Source organism: Agromyces selenitireducens (assembly GCF_052748465.2).
This window is the reverse complement of the sequence record NZ_CM188259.1, coordinates 3,019,650-3,032,385: the sequence shown is the minus strand read 5'-3', so window position 1 is coordinate 3,032,385 and position 12,736 is coordinate 3,019,650. Positions and strand designations below refer to the sequence as shown.

The window sequence follows — 12,736 nt, the reverse complement described above, 5'->3', positions numbered from 1 at the left end:
ATGGCCTCTATCGTACGACTCGCGGCGACCGGGGCCGCCGCGACGATCGTCGCGACGGCGGCGTTCCTGCCGGCCGGGTGGTCGCCAATGCCGGACGGGTCGTCGACCGGCGCGGCCGGGGTCACGCGCCTCGTCGCCGACGTGCCACCGCCCGTGGCGATGCCGACGAGCTACCCGTACCAGCCCGAGCTCGAGGTCGTGCCCGACGACCCGACGGACGCCTCGATCAACCGCGGCGTCATCCCCTACGACGAGATCGCACCCAGGCTGAACGGACTGATGGACGCCAGCGACCGGATCTCGGTGCAGGTCGTGGGGGAGTCGGCCCTGGGGCGCGACATCCACCTGGTCACCCTCACCGAGAAGGAGAACCGCGGCCAGACGACAAAGCAGGCGAACTTTCGGGAGATGATCAAGCAGAACCCGGCCGCCGCGGCGAGGAATCGCGCCCTGGCGAGCCAGTACAAGGTGCCGATCTGGTTCAACGCGAACATCCACGGCAACGAGTGGGAGGGCACCGACGCGGTGCTCGACTACATCGAGTACCTCGCGACCGCGCCGTGGGACGAGGTCGATGAGCTGATGCAGGGCCACCGGCTGTACTTCACGGTGACCAACAACCCGGACGGCCGCGCCCTGGGGCAACGGGCCACCGCGGACGGCTTCGACGCGAACCGCGACATGATCACGGGGGCCACCGCCGAGGCGCGCATCATCCGCGACCTCTCGGGCGTCATCCAGCCGACCTACTACGTCGACCTGCACGGGTACACGAGCGTGCTCCAGGTCGAGCCCTGCGGTCCGCCGCACGGCGAGAACTACGAGTACGACCTCTTCCTGCCGCACGCGTACGCGGCGGCGCTCCAGGTCGAGCAGGCCGTGGTCGACGCGAAGATCCCGGGCAACACGTACCTCGACCGCACGACGAACCGCGTGACGACCGAGAACACCGGGAACATCCGGATCCCGTACCGTGACATCCGCTCGGGCTGGGATGACTGGCCCCCGATCTTCACGCCGCAGTACGTCGCGTACCAGGGCGCCGTCACCACGACCGTCGAGCTGCCGCTCGGGCGCGTGAACCCGGCGACCGATCCGCGGAACGCGGCGAACTCGGCGGTCAACATCCAGGTGGCGAACGTCGTCGTCGAGACCTCCGTCGACTATGTGGTCGGCAATCGCGCGGCGCTACTGTCGAACCAGATCGAGATCTTCCGGCGCGGCGTCGCGGGTGAGCCGATCGAGACGATCCCGGCCGACGTCGACCCGGCCGCGGTGCCGGCGCCGAACGAGTGGGCCGAGATCTGGGACGAGATCGACGTCTATCCGACGGAGATCCCGAGGGCGTACGTCATCCCGGCCGACGGCACGCAGCGCTCGGTGACGGATGCCGCGCGGCTGGTCGACCAGCTCATCGCCAACGGCGTCGACGTGCGCCGGGCCACCGCCGGGTTCTCGGCCGGCGGGTCGACGTACCCGGCCGGGACGTACGTGGTCGACATGCACCAGCCGCTGCGCGGCATGGCGAACGTGCTGCTCGCCGACGGCAGCGACATCTCGACACGCGTGCCCGACATGTACGACATCTCGGCATGGAGCCTCGCGCTCCTCTGGGGCGCCGACGTCGACGCGGTCGGAGACACCACCGACCCCGCCCTCGAGGTCGAGCTCGAGCCCGTGGCGGAGGCGGCGGCGACCGGCTCCGTGCCGGCAGCGGGCTCCTACCTCGAGCTCGCCACCGGCGGCGCCGCCGAGTACCAGGCGATCAACGCGCTGCTGGAGTCGGGCGTCCCGGTCTCGGCGTTCGAGGACGGTTCCGCGATCCTCGGTCCGGATGCCGCGAGCCACGCTGCCGCGGTCGAGGTCGCCGAGCGCTACGGGGTGGCGTTCTCGGCGTCCGACGGATCGCGCCTGGCGGCGGAGGAGAGCGCCGGCCTCGGCGCGATGCGCGTGGCGTACTCGGGTGGCGCGGAGGAGCGCGTGACGCTGCAGCGCCTCGGCTTCGACGACCTCGTGAACGTGACGTCCGCGGCGCTGCAGAGCGGCGCGGTGTCGCTCGACGGCGTCGACGTGCTCTGGATCGGCGGAACGCTGAACTTCAGCGGTGCGCAGGCGGGCGGACGCGCGAAGGTGCAGGCGTACCTCGACGCCGGCGGCGGCGTGGTCGGCGAGGGCACGGCGATCGCCTCCTTCGCGAACTCGTTCGGCCTCGTCACGTCGACGGCGGTCTCGGGCGCGAGCGGCTCGAACGGCATCCTGAGCGTCGACCCGGTCGAGGGCGGACTTCTCGGCACGTATCCGATGGAGACCTCATTCGGGTACCCGGCGGTGTGGTTCACGACCCTGGGTGCGAACGCGGTCGTCGAGCAGCGCTACGCGGCCGACGATCCGTTCATCGCCGGCCACTGGCGCGAGCAGTCCGGCCGTTCGCAGGCGGATGCCGCGGGCCAGGCCTCGGCGGTGTCGGCGGAGACCGATGCGGGCAACCGCGTGCTGATGTTCGGCTCGTCGATGAACTTCCGCACGCACCCGGTCGGCCTGTACGGCCAGATCGCGCGCGGACTGTTCTGGGCCGGCACGGAAGGGGCGGAGGTGCCCGTCCCGTAGGCGGCGGGAGCATCGCCACGGCGCCGGTCGGGACGCGAGTCCCGGTCGGCGCCCTCGTCATGCGCCGGCACTCGCCGTTCGCCGCGCCTTCCGACGCGCCGGCTACGAGCATGTGGGAATTTCTGCGAAACGCTTGCATTGTGTGGGAATTCCGAGCTAAACTCACACAACCGCAGAGAAGCAGGCAGAATCAGGCAAGGGGGCCCGCATGTACGCGATGGAGCGACACGAGCACATCCTCACCGCGCTCGGGCAGACGGGCCGCGTCTCGGTCGCCGACCTCGCAGACCGGCTGCACGTGACTCCCGAGACCATCCGCCGCGACCTCGATGCGCTCGAGCGCGCCGGCCACGTGCGCCGCGTGCATGGCGGAGCCGTGAGCGCGTCGCGTGCGAGCATCGCCGAGACGACCGTCCTCGAGCGCTCCGGCCGCGCGACCGAGGCCAAGCGCGCCATCGCCCGCGAAGCCCTCGCCCTCGTCCCGTCCACGTTCACCGGGTCGATCCTCATCGACGCGGGCACGACCACCGGCGCGCTCGCCGACGCGCTCGCGACGTGGCGGCCCGACCCCGGCATCGCCCCGCTCACCGTCTACACGAACTCGGTCCCCATCGCCGCGACGCTGCACGGCAACCCGAACCTCGTCGTCCGCATCATCGGCGGCACCGTCCGCGGCATCACGAGCGCGGCCGTCGGCCCCGCCGCGGTCGCGCAGCTCGCCGAGATCCGGCCCGACATCGCCTTCCTCGGCGCCAACGGCGTGAGCGCCGAGTTCGGGCTGTCGACGCCCGACGAGCTCGAGGCGCAGGTCAAGCGCACCATGGTCGACCGGGCGCGGCTCGCGGTCCTGCTCGTCGACGCGTCGAAGCACGACGACGAGGCGCTGCAGCGATTCGCCGCACTCGACGAGGTCGACGTGCTCATCACCGACGCCCCGCCCGCCGGCCCGCTCGCCGAGGCGCTCGCCGACGCCGAAGTGGAGGTCCGGGTCGCATGATCGTCACGCTCACCGTCAACCCGTCGCTCGACCGCACCGTCGAGCTCGACCACGAGCTCCTCCGCGGCGAGGTGCAGCGCGTCGCCCGCAACGTCGAGGAGCCCGGTGGCAAGGGCGTCAACGTGACGCGCGCGCTCGTGGCATCCGCCGTCGCATCGGTCGCCGTCCTGCCGGGCCGCGCCGACGACCCCCTCGTGCTCTCGCTCGGCGCGGCCGGCCTGCCGGTCGTGACCGTGCCGATCGCGGCCCGCCTGCGCTCCAACATCACGATCACCGAGCCCGGCGGTGTCACCACCAAGCTCAACGAGCCCGGTCCCGCGCTCACCGACGCGGAGCAGGCGGCACTCGTCGCCGCGGTCGTCGAGCAGGCTGCGGATGCCGCGTGGCTCGTGCTCGCCGGGTCGCTGCCGCCGTCGCTCGACCCGGCCTTCTACGTGCGGATCGTGCGCGAGTCCCGCGCCGCCGGCGTGACCGCGCGGATCGCCGTCGACACGTCCGGCGCCCCGCTCGCGGCGCTCCTGGACTCGGGCGAACCCGTCGACCTCATCAAGCCGAACGGCGAGGAGCTCGCCGAACTCGCGGGTGAGCCCGACGCCGACGCGCTCGAGGCCGACCCCGAGCGCGTCGCCGAGGTCGCCGCGCGGCTCGCGCCCCGCGGCATCCGCTCGGCGCTCGTCACGCTCGGCGCCGCCGGCGCCGTGCACGTCCGCGGCGAGGAGGCCTGGTTCGCCCCGGCCCCGCGCATCACGCCGCGGAGCACGGTCGGTGCCGGCGACAGCTCGCTCGCCGGCTTCCTGCTCGCCCTGACCGAGGGGGCGGAGCCCGAGCGGGCGCTCGCCCAGGCGGTCGCCCACGGCGCGGCCGCCGCGTCGCTCCCCGGTTCGGCGGTGCCCTCGCGGGAACTCGCCGACGCCTCGACCATCACCGTCACCCGAATCCGGGGCGCCGTCGCCCCGGTCGTCTCATAGGAGGAATCCCGATGTCCGACGTCATCGACCAGCGGCTCGTCACGCTCGACGAGCCACTCGGCGCCGACAAGGCCGCCGTCATCCGAGCGCTCGCCGGGTCCGTCGTGGCCGCCGGCCGCGCCACCGACGCCGAGGCGCTCTTCGCCGACGCGTGGGCCCGCGAGGAGAAGGACTCCACGGGCGTGCCGGGCGGCATCGCCATCCCGCACGCGAAGTCCGACGCCGTGACCGAGCCCACGCTCGCCGCGGCCCGGCTGCCCGAGGGCGTCGACTTCGGCTCCTTCGACGGGCCGGCCGACCTCGTGTTCCTCATCGCGGTCCCGACCGCGTCGACGCAGGAGCACCTGACGGTGTTGTCGACGCTCGCGCGCTCCCTCATCCGCGAGGACTTCGTCGCGTCGCTGCGGTCGGCGCCCGATGCGGCGACGTTCGTCCGGCTCGTCGACGAGGCGCTCGCGCCCGAACCCGAGCCGGCGGCGACGCCCGCGGCCGTTCCCGCAGCAGCGGCGGCCGGTGCCGCCGGTGCGACGGCGGCGGCGGGGGCGGCGGATGCCGCGGCATCCGCCCGCCACGCGGGCAAGCCCGTGCTCCTCGCGGTCACCGCGTGCCCCACCGGCATCGCCCACACGTATATGGCCGCCGACGCGCTCGCGAAGGCCGCCGACGAGGCCGGCGTCGAGCTGCACGTCGAGACGCAGGGCTCCGCGGGCGCGACCCCGCTCGCGCCCTCCGTGATCGAGCGCGCCGACGCGGTCATCTTCGCGGTCGACGTCGACGTGCGCGACAAGTCGCGGTTCGCGGGCAAGCCGGTCGTGGCGGGCCCGGTCAAGCGCGGGATCGACCACCCCGGCGAGATGGTCCGCGAGGCCGTGGCCGCGATCGACGACCCCTCGGCGCCGCGCGTCACGGGCGACGTGGCCGCGAGCACCGCGGCCACCGCCGCGGCCAGCGAGCACTTCGGCCAGAAGGTCAAGCGCGTCCTGCTCACGGGCGTCAGCTACATGATCCCGTTCGTCGCCGGTGGCGGCCTCCTGATCGCGCTGGGCTTCCTGTTCGGCGGGTACGACATCACCGACACGGCGAACGAGATCGTCCTCACGAACAACCTGTTCAACCTGCCGGACGGCGGCCTCCTCGTCTACCTCGGCGCCGTGTTCTTCACGATCGGCGCGATCTCGATGGGCTTCCTGGTCCCGGCGCTCGCCGGCTACATCGCCTACGCGATCGCCGACCGCCCGGGCATCGCACCCGGCTTCGTCGCGGGCTCGGTCGCGGGACTCATGGGCGCCGGCTTCATCGGCGGCCTCGTCGGCGGCATCCTCGCCGGCTGGGTGGCCCTGATGCTGGCCCGCCTCGACGTGCCGCGCTGGCTCAGGGGGCTCATGCCCGTCGTCATCATCCCGCTCGTCGCATCCATCGTGGCATCCGGCCTGATGATCGTCGTGCTCGGCGGACCGATCGCGGCCCTGTCGACCGCGCTCAACGACTGGCTGGCCGGGCTCTCGGGCGCCGCCGCGATCGTGCTCGGCCTCATCCTCGGCGCCATGATGGGCTTCGACCTCGGTGGCCCGGTGAACAAGGTCGCGTACTCGTTCGCCGTCGCGGGCCTCGGCGCCGCGTCCGTGGACAACCAGGCGCCGCTCATGGTCATGGCCGCCGTCATGGCGGCGGGCATGGTGCCGCCGCTCGCGATGGCGCTCGCCACGGTGCTCGACCGCAAGCTGTTCACCCCGGTCGAGCGTGAGAACGGCAAGGCCGCATGGCTGCTGGGAGCCGCGTTCATCTCCGAGGGCGCCATCCCGTTCGCCGCAGCCGACCTGTTCCGCGTCATCCCGGCCTCCATCCTCGGCGGCGCGGTCGCCGGCGCGATCAGCATGGGCATGGGCGTCACGTCGCAGGCCCCGCACGGCGGCATCTTCGTGTTCTTCGCGATCGGCAACCTGCTGTGGTTCGTCCTCGCGATCGTCGCCGGGTCGGTGGTCGGTGCCCTCGTGGTCATCGCACTGAAGCGCTGGGCCCACCGGCGCCCGGTGCGGGAAGAGCAGGCGATGGGTGCGCCTGAGGTGGCCGTGGCCTGACGGCTGCGTGATCACCCCGGCGGCCGGTGCTCCCTCCAGGGCACCGGCCGTCGGCGCGCGCGGCCGCGGCGTCCGGCCCGGCCAGGCGACGGACGCCGCGGCTCAGCGCCGCGGCTTGAGCCGCACGGTCGGCAGCTCGGGCGCCGGGAGCGCCGCGCCGTCGTATCCCGGCACCGTGCCGAAGGGCCCGTCCGGGTCGTTGCGGTCGATGACATCGGCCTGCCAACGGCGCCGGGACTCGACGATCTCGTCGTGCGAGCGCCCGATGAAGTTCCACCACATGACGAGCTCCTCGTCGAAGGGCACCCCGCCGAGCAGCACCACGCGCACGGGGCCCTCGTCGGCCCGCAGCCGCACGCGTTCGCGGCCGGGCTCGAAGTAGGCGAGCTGGGCCCATGGCACCTCGGTCGCGGCATCCGGGCGGTCGGCGTCGGGGAAGTCGATCGTGACCGGTCCGGCGTCGACGAGCACGCCGTGCTCGAACGCGGGATCGAGCGGCAGGTCGACGACGCCGCCGGCGGGCAGGTCGACCTGTGCGCCGAGCAGCGGCGAGAACATCGTGACGGGGGAGGACGCGGCATCCGTCGCCGCCAGCTCGCCGACGAACACGCGCACGGTCGCGTCTCCGAGCCGGAACGGCGTCGTGTCGGCGTGCTCGAAGAACGGCGCGGCGTGGCGGGACGCCTCGGGGAGCGCGACCCAGAGCTGCACGCCGTGCAGCCGCGTCGTGCCCGGTGTCGACACCTCGGAGTGCGAGATGCCGCGCCCGGCGGTCATGAGATTCACGCCGCCCGGCCGCACGAGCTCGTGGCTGCCGGTCGAGTCGCGGTGCTCGATCTCGCCCTCGAACAGCCAGCTCACGGTCTGCAGCCCGGTGTGCGGGTGCGGCGGCACGACCATGCCGCCGGTCTCGGCGACGTCGTCGGGGCCGTAGTGGTCGGCGAAGCACCACGCGCCGATGGTCGTGCGACCGCGCTGGGGCAGCGTGCGGCGCACGGGCATCGCGCGCGGACCGCCGAGCGGCACCTCGCGGTACTCGAGCACGCGCACGGTCGGCCCCTCGGGGGCCTCGGGCGGGCAGAGCAGTTCGACGGGGTCGCGTTCGAGGTTGCTCATGCAGCGAATCCTACGCTCGCGCTCGGGGCCGACTCCCAGCCCGCGGCGCTGACGGTGACGGATGCCGCGGGGATAGCATGTGGCCATGGCCCCGCACACGGATGTCCGCCGCCTCCTGCTCGCCACCGCCGCCGTCGCGTCGGCCCTGCTGCTCGCCGGCTGCGCGGCCGGCTCCGGCCCGATCGAGGATTTCCCCGGACTGCCGGTCGTCGAGGAGGAGACCGAGGCCGAGGGCGAGGCCGAGGACACCGAGGAAGGCGGCCCCACCGAGGACGAGGCGGACGAGGAGGAGGCCGAGGAGGAGCCCGAGCCGACGGGCGACGAGCCCGTGGTGCAGTACCTCAACGACGGCGGCCGCCTCGCGATCACGATCTGGGGTTCGTCGACCTGCCCGGTGGTGCCGTCCGAGCTGCGCGTGACCGCCGAGGCCGGCGAGGGCAACGCCGTCGAGGCCGTCCTGCCCGAGCCGCCGAACCGTCCGTGCACCATGGACTTCACGCCGCACACCACCGTGTTCTCGACGCCTGCCGACGTGACGACGACCGAGCCGCTCGAGGTGACGATCGGCGAGCAGGTCGTGACCGTGCCGATCAAGTAGCGCAGGGCGCCGGGGGCCTCAGCCGATCGTGAGGTCGACGAGCAGCCGTGCCGCGAGCTGTTCGAGTTCGTCGCGCACGGCGACCGGCTCGGTGTCGGCGGGAACGCGCGCGACGATGTGCGCCTCGAAGAGCTGACCGCCCGCCATGGGGGCGTCGCGGCGCTCGGTGTGCATGGTCTCGATGCTGACGCCGTGGCGGGCGAGTGCGGCGGACACGTCGCGGACGATGCCCGGCTGGTCGTTTCCGACGAGGTCGATGTGCAGCTCGGCCCAGCCGTCGGGCGCCGGTCCGCCCGCCTCGTCGGCCCCCGGGTGCGCCGTGATGTCGAGCAGCCCGTCGAGCCGTGCGAGCGCGGATCGCAGCGCGTCGGCGCGGTCGTCGGGCACCGACACGACGACGATGCCCGCGAACTGCCCGGCGAGCTCGGCCATCTGGCTGCGCTCCCAGTTGCCGCCGTGCGCGCCGATGGCCTCGGCGAGCGCCTCGACGAGTCCGGCGCGGTCGTCTCCGATGACGGTGAGCACGAGTCTGGGCATGCGTGCATCCAACCACGGCCCGTGCGGGCGCGTCGAGCGGGTCAGCGCCCGGTCGCGCCCGTCGCGGGGGGCGCCGGCCGCGCGGCATCCGCTCGCCGGAGCACCAGGAGTTCGCCGATCTCGCAGTCGAGGGCATGACAGATCCCCTGCAGCGTCGAGAAGCGGATGGCGCGCGCCCGGTCGTTCTTCAGCACGCTGAGGTTGACGACGCTCACCCCGACGAGCTCGGCGAGCCGGGTGAGCGTCATGCCGCGGTCGGCGAGCAGTTCGTCGAGCCGGCAGTGGACGTCGTGGGACTCGTCGGCCTCTGCGGGGGCCATCAGACGAGCCCCTCCGTGTCGCGCTGCAGGCGCTCGCCGACCGCGAAGGCGGTGCCGATGATCGCGACCACGAACGCGCCGAGGACGAACGGCATGAGGTCCACGGCCATGATCACGTTGTCGAAGTCCCCGTCGGAGATGCGCGCGAACGCCCCGTTGGCGGCCATGTTGCCGAGGAACGGCACGGCGGCGGCGCCGATCAGGCCGACGGTGCCGGCCGTGCCGACCAGTCGCGTGTTGCGCCGGCTGAACACCCGGCCGCGGAGCGTCGAGGCGCTGAGCAGGACGAGGCAGGCGACCACCACCGCGACCGTGGCGGCGAACACGACCTCCGCTGCGATGAGCGAGACGAGGGAGGCGACCGGCAGTTCGTCGGTGGTGAGGAACGCACGCTCGAGTTCGACCGTCACGGGGGCGCCGCCGGGGCCGATCGGCGCCTCGGCCGGGGTGCCGGCGAACTCGCCGAGCACGCGCACGTCGGCGGACGTGAGCGCCTCCGCGATCCGCATGGCGGCGGTCACGACCGCCCACGCGACGATGGCGATCCCGGCGGCCATGAAGGCCCAGATGCCGACGGTGTCGGCGCGGGAGGGGATGCGGGCTGCAGTGCGGGGGTTCGGGTCCACGGCGGGGCCTTCCATATCGACAAACGATAACAACGATATTCGATACGGTATGGATGCCGCGGACGGCTGTCAACTCCTGCGGCGGCCCGCCGTGCGGCATCCGCTCGCCCGCCGGGATCACGGGACGGTCACGGCCCGTGCGCCCATGGCGAACAGGGGCCCGTGCCGCACCGCGGGTCGTTACCGTGGATGTATCGACGCCCCTACCCGGCGCCGTGAGGAGTTGATGATGTTCGAGAGATTCACCGACCGCGCCCGACGTGTGGTCGTCCTGGCCCAAGAAGAGGCCAAGATGCTGAACCACAACTACATCGGCACCGAGCACATCCTGCTCGGCCTCATCCACGAGGGTGAGGGCGTGGCCGCCAAGGCGCTCGAGTCCCTCGGGATCTCGCTCGACGCCGTGCGCGAGCAGGTGCAGGACATCATCGGCCAGGGCCAGCAGCAGCCGACCGGGCACATCCCCTTCACGCCGCGAGCGAAGAAGGTGCTCGAGCTCTCGCTGCGCGAGGCGCTGCAGCTCGGCCACAACTACATCGGCACCGAGCACATCCTCCTCGGCCTGATCCGCGAGGGCGAAGGCGTCGCCGCGCAGGTGCTCGTCAAGCTCGGTGCCGACCTCAATCGCGTGCGCCAGCAGGTCATCCAGCTCCTCTCCGGCTACCAGGGCAAGGAGCAGGTGCAGGTCGGTGCGAACGAGCAGCAGGCCCCGCAGGGCGGCTCGCAGATCCTCGACCAGTTCGGCCGCAACCTCACGCAGGCCGCCCGCGAAGGCAAGCTCGACCCCGTCATCGGGCGTGAGAAGGAGATCGAGCGGGTCATGCAGATCCTCTCGCGCCGCTCCAAGAACAACCCGGTCCTCATCGGCGAGCCCGGCGTCGGCAAGACCGCCGTCGTCGAAGGGCTCGCGCAGGCGATCGTCAAGGGCGAGGTGCCCGAGACGCTGAAGGACAAGCAGCTCTACTCGCTCGACCTCGGCTCCCTCATCGCCGGCTCGCGCTACCGCGGCGACTTCGAGGAGCGCCTGAAGAAGGTCACGAAGGAGATCCGCACGCGCGGCGACATCATCGTCTTCATCGACGAGATCCACACCCTCGTGGGTGCCGGCGCCGCCGAGGGCGCGATCGACGCCGCGTCGATCCTCAAGCCGCTGCTGGCCCGCGGCGAGCTGCAGACCGTCGGCGCGACCACGCTCGACGAGTACCGCAAGCACTTCGAGAAGGATGCCGCGCTCGAGCGCCGCTTCCAGCCGATCCAGGTCGCCGAGCCGAGCCTTCCCCACGCGATCAACATCCTCAAGGGGCTGCGCGACCGCTACGAGGCGCACCACAAGGTCTCCATCACCGACGGCGCGATCGTCGCCGCCGCGAACCTCGCCGACCGCTACATCAGCGACCGGTTCCTCCCCGACAAGGCCATCGACCTGATCGACGAGGCCGGCGCCCGACTGCGCCTCTCGATCCTCTCGTCGCCGCCCGAACTGCGCGAGTTCGACGAGAAGATCGCCGTGGTCCGCGCCGCGAAGGAGACCTCGATCGAGGAGCAGGACTTCGAGAAGGCCGCGTCGCTGCGCGACGAGGAGAAGAACCTGCTCGGCGAGCGCCTCCGCCTCGAGAAGCAGTGGAAGTCGGGCGACGTCAAGACCACCGCGGTCGTCGACGAGGGCCTGATCGCCGAGGTGCTGGCGCAGGCCACCGGCATCCCCGTCTTCAAGCTCACCGAAGAGGAGTCGAGCCGGCTCGTCTTCATGGAGAAGGCACTGCACGAGCGCGTCATCGGCCAGGAGGAGGCGATCTCCGCCCTGTCGAAGACGATCCGCCGCACCCGCGCCGGCCTCAAGGACCCGAAGCGACCCTCGGGCTCGTTCATCTTCGCCGGCCCCACGGGCGTCGGCAAGACCGAGCTCGCCAAGGCGCTCGCGGAGTTCCTGTTCGACGACGAGGCGGCGATGATCTCGCTCGACATGTCGGAGTACGGCGAGAAGCACACGGTCTCCCGGCTGTTCGGCGCCCCTCCCGGCTTCGTCGGCTTCGAGGAGGGCGGCCAGCTCACCGAGAAGGTGCGCCGCAAGCCGTTCTCGGTCGTGCTCTTCGATGAGATCGAGAAGGCCCACCCCGACATCTTCAACTCGCTCCTCCAGATCCTCGAGGAGGGCCGCCTCACCGACGGCCAGGGTCGCGTGGTGGACTTCAAGAACACCGTCATCATCATGACGACGAACCTCGGCACGAAGGACATCTCGGGCGGCCCCGTGGGCTTCCAGGTCGAGGGCGACACCCGCACGGGCTACGACCTCATGCGCGCGAAGGTGAACGAAGAGCTGAAGAAGCACTTCAAGCCCGAGTTCCTGAACCGCGTCGACGAGATCATCGTCTTCCCGCAGCTGTCGAAGCCCGAGCTGCTGCAGATCGTCGACCTGTTCATCAAGCGACTGAGCGAGCGCATGCTCGACCGCGACATGACCGTCGAGCTCACCACTCCGGCGAAGGAGCGGCTCATCGAGGTCGGGTTCGACCCGACCCTCGGCGCCCGCCCGCTGCGACGCGCGGTGCAGCACGAGATCGAGGATCGGCTGTCCGAGAAGATCCTGCACGGCGAGCTCAACTCGGGCGACCACGTGCACGTCGACTTCAAGGACGGCGAGTTCGTCTTCACGACGACCCAGCGGGCGCTGCCCGTCGGGGTCGGCGTCAACACGAGCGCCGCGATCGGCACCGGTCCGGGTACGCCCGACCTGGCGGCCGGCCAGTAGGCACGGTTCGACCCGACGGGGGCGGATGCCGCGGCATCCGCCCCCGTCGCCGTCCGCACCTCCAACCGAGTGCGCCGTTGCTTCGAGCCGAATTCAGGAGCGGGCGGCATCCTGACGCCGGCAGATGCGCCGATCCT

10 protein-coding genes are annotated in these 12,736 nt (G+C 72.0%); 6 read left to right on the top strand and 4 right to left on the bottom strand.

The window, feature by feature from the left end; all coding sequences use genetic code 11:
* From ACULK4_RS14235 to ACULK4_RS14220, 4 genes are all read left to right on the top strand, one after another.
* Nucleotides 1–2,607 (top strand): M14 family zinc carboxypeptidase, encoded by a 2,607-nt coding sequence (locus ACULK4_RS14235; protein ID WP_445966227.1) that lies wholly within the window; start codon nt 1–3, stop codon nt 2,605–2,607.
* 208 nt (nt 2,608–2,815) lie between these two features.
* The gene (locus tag ACULK4_RS14230) at nt 2,816–3,604 is read left to right on the top strand and encodes a DeoR/GlpR family DNA-binding transcription regulator (protein ID WP_445966226.1); all 789 of its coding nucleotides are present in this window, start codon (nt 2,816–2,818) and stop codon (nt 3,602–3,604) included.
* Nucleotides 3,601–4,572, top strand: a complete 972-nt coding sequence (locus tag ACULK4_RS14225; protein ID WP_445966225.1) for a 1-phosphofructokinase family hexose kinase — start codon at nt 3,601–3,603, stop codon at nt 4,570–4,572. The genes ACULK4_RS14230 and ACULK4_RS14225 overlap by 4 nt, the downstream gene beginning before the upstream one ends.
* Before the next feature lie 11 nt (nt 4,573–4,583).
* Nucleotides 4,584–6,650, top strand: coding sequence for a PTS fructose transporter subunit IIABC (locus ACULK4_RS14220; protein WP_445966224.1), 2,067 nt, complete (start codon nt 4,584–4,586; stop codon nt 6,648–6,650).
* A gap of 102 nt (nt 6,651–6,752) precedes the next feature.
* Here the strand turns inward: ACULK4_RS14220 and ACULK4_RS14215 are convergent, their stop codons facing one another.
* The gene (locus ACULK4_RS14215) at nt 6,753–7,766 is read right to left on the bottom strand and encodes a pirin family protein (protein ID WP_445966223.1); all 1,014 of its coding nucleotides are present in this window, start codon (nt 7,764–7,766) and stop codon (nt 6,753–6,755) included.
* 85 nt (nt 7,767–7,851) lie between these two features.
* On the opposite strand from ACULK4_RS14215, the gene ACULK4_RS14210 reads away from it, so the two are divergent.
* Nucleotides 7,852–8,364: a hypothetical protein gene (locus tag ACULK4_RS14210; protein ID WP_445966222.1), complete on the top strand. Its 513-nt coding sequence runs from the start codon at nt 7,852–7,854 to the stop codon at nt 8,362–8,364.
* Between the two features lie 18 nt (nt 8,365–8,382).
* Here ACULK4_RS14210 and ACULK4_RS14205 read toward each other — a convergent pair whose 3' ends face one another.
* The 3 genes from ACULK4_RS14205 to ACULK4_RS14195 are packed head-to-tail and all read right to left on the bottom strand — an operon-like array spanning nt 8,383 to nt 9,847.
* Nucleotides 8,383–8,901 (bottom strand): glycine cleavage system transcriptional repressor, encoded by a 519-nt coding sequence (locus ACULK4_RS14205; RefSeq protein ID WP_445966221.1) that lies wholly within the window; start codon nt 8,899–8,901, stop codon nt 8,383–8,385.
* 41 nt (nt 8,902–8,942) lie between these two features.
* A complete protein-coding gene (locus ACULK4_RS14200) occupies nt 8,943–9,221 on the bottom strand; it encodes a helix-turn-helix domain-containing protein (protein WP_445966220.1) in 279 nt (92 codons plus the stop codon).
* A complete protein-coding gene (locus ACULK4_RS14195) occupies nt 9,221–9,847 on the bottom strand; it encodes a hypothetical protein (RefSeq protein ID WP_445966219.1) in 627 nt (208 codons plus the stop codon). Before ACULK4_RS14195 ends, ACULK4_RS14200 begins: the two co-directional genes overlap by 1 nt.
* Nucleotides 9,848–10,076: 229 nt before the next feature.
* Between ACULK4_RS14195 and ACULK4_RS14190 the strand changes: the two genes are divergently transcribed.
* Nucleotides 10,077–12,599, top strand: a complete 2,523-nt coding sequence (locus ACULK4_RS14190; RefSeq protein WP_445966218.1) for an ATP-dependent Clp protease ATP-binding subunit — start codon at nt 10,077–10,079, stop codon at nt 12,597–12,599.
* The last annotated feature ends 137 nt before the right edge of the window (nt 12,600–12,736 follow it).

Excerpts from the sequence above, each read along its gene's own strand:
- ACULK4_RS14235 (WP_445966227.1), top strand. The coding sequence starts at position 1 with ATGGCCTCTATCGTACGACTCGCGGCGACCGGGGCCGCCGCGACGATC.
- ACULK4_RS14230 (WP_445966226.1), top strand. The coding sequence starts at position 2,816 with ATGTACGCGATGGAGCGACACGAGCACATCCTCACCGCGCTCGGGCAG.
- ACULK4_RS14225 (WP_445966225.1), top strand. The coding sequence starts at position 3,601 with ATGATCGTCACGCTCACCGTCAACCCGTCGCTCGACCGCACCGTCGAG.
- ACULK4_RS14220 (WP_445966224.1), top strand. The coding sequence starts at position 4,584 with ATGTCCGACGTCATCGACCAGCGGCTCGTCACGCTCGACGAGCCACTC.
- ACULK4_RS14215 (WP_445966223.1), bottom strand. The coding sequence starts at position 7,766 with ATGAGCAACCTCGAACGCGACCCCGTCGAACTGCTCTGCCCGCCCGAG.
- ACULK4_RS14210 (WP_445966222.1), top strand. The coding sequence starts at position 7,852 with ATGGCCCCGCACACGGATGTCCGCCGCCTCCTGCTCGCCACCGCCGCC.
- ACULK4_RS14205 (WP_445966221.1), bottom strand. The coding sequence starts at position 8,901 with ATGCCCAGACTCGTGCTCACCGTCATCGGAGACGACCGCGCCGGACTC.
- ACULK4_RS14200 (WP_445966220.1), bottom strand. The coding sequence starts at position 9,221 with ATGGCCCCCGCAGAGGCCGACGAGTCCCACGACGTCCACTGCCGGCTC.
- ACULK4_RS14190 (WP_445966218.1), top strand. The coding sequence starts at position 10,077 with ATGTTCGAGAGATTCACCGACCGCGCCCGACGTGTGGTCGTCCTGGCC.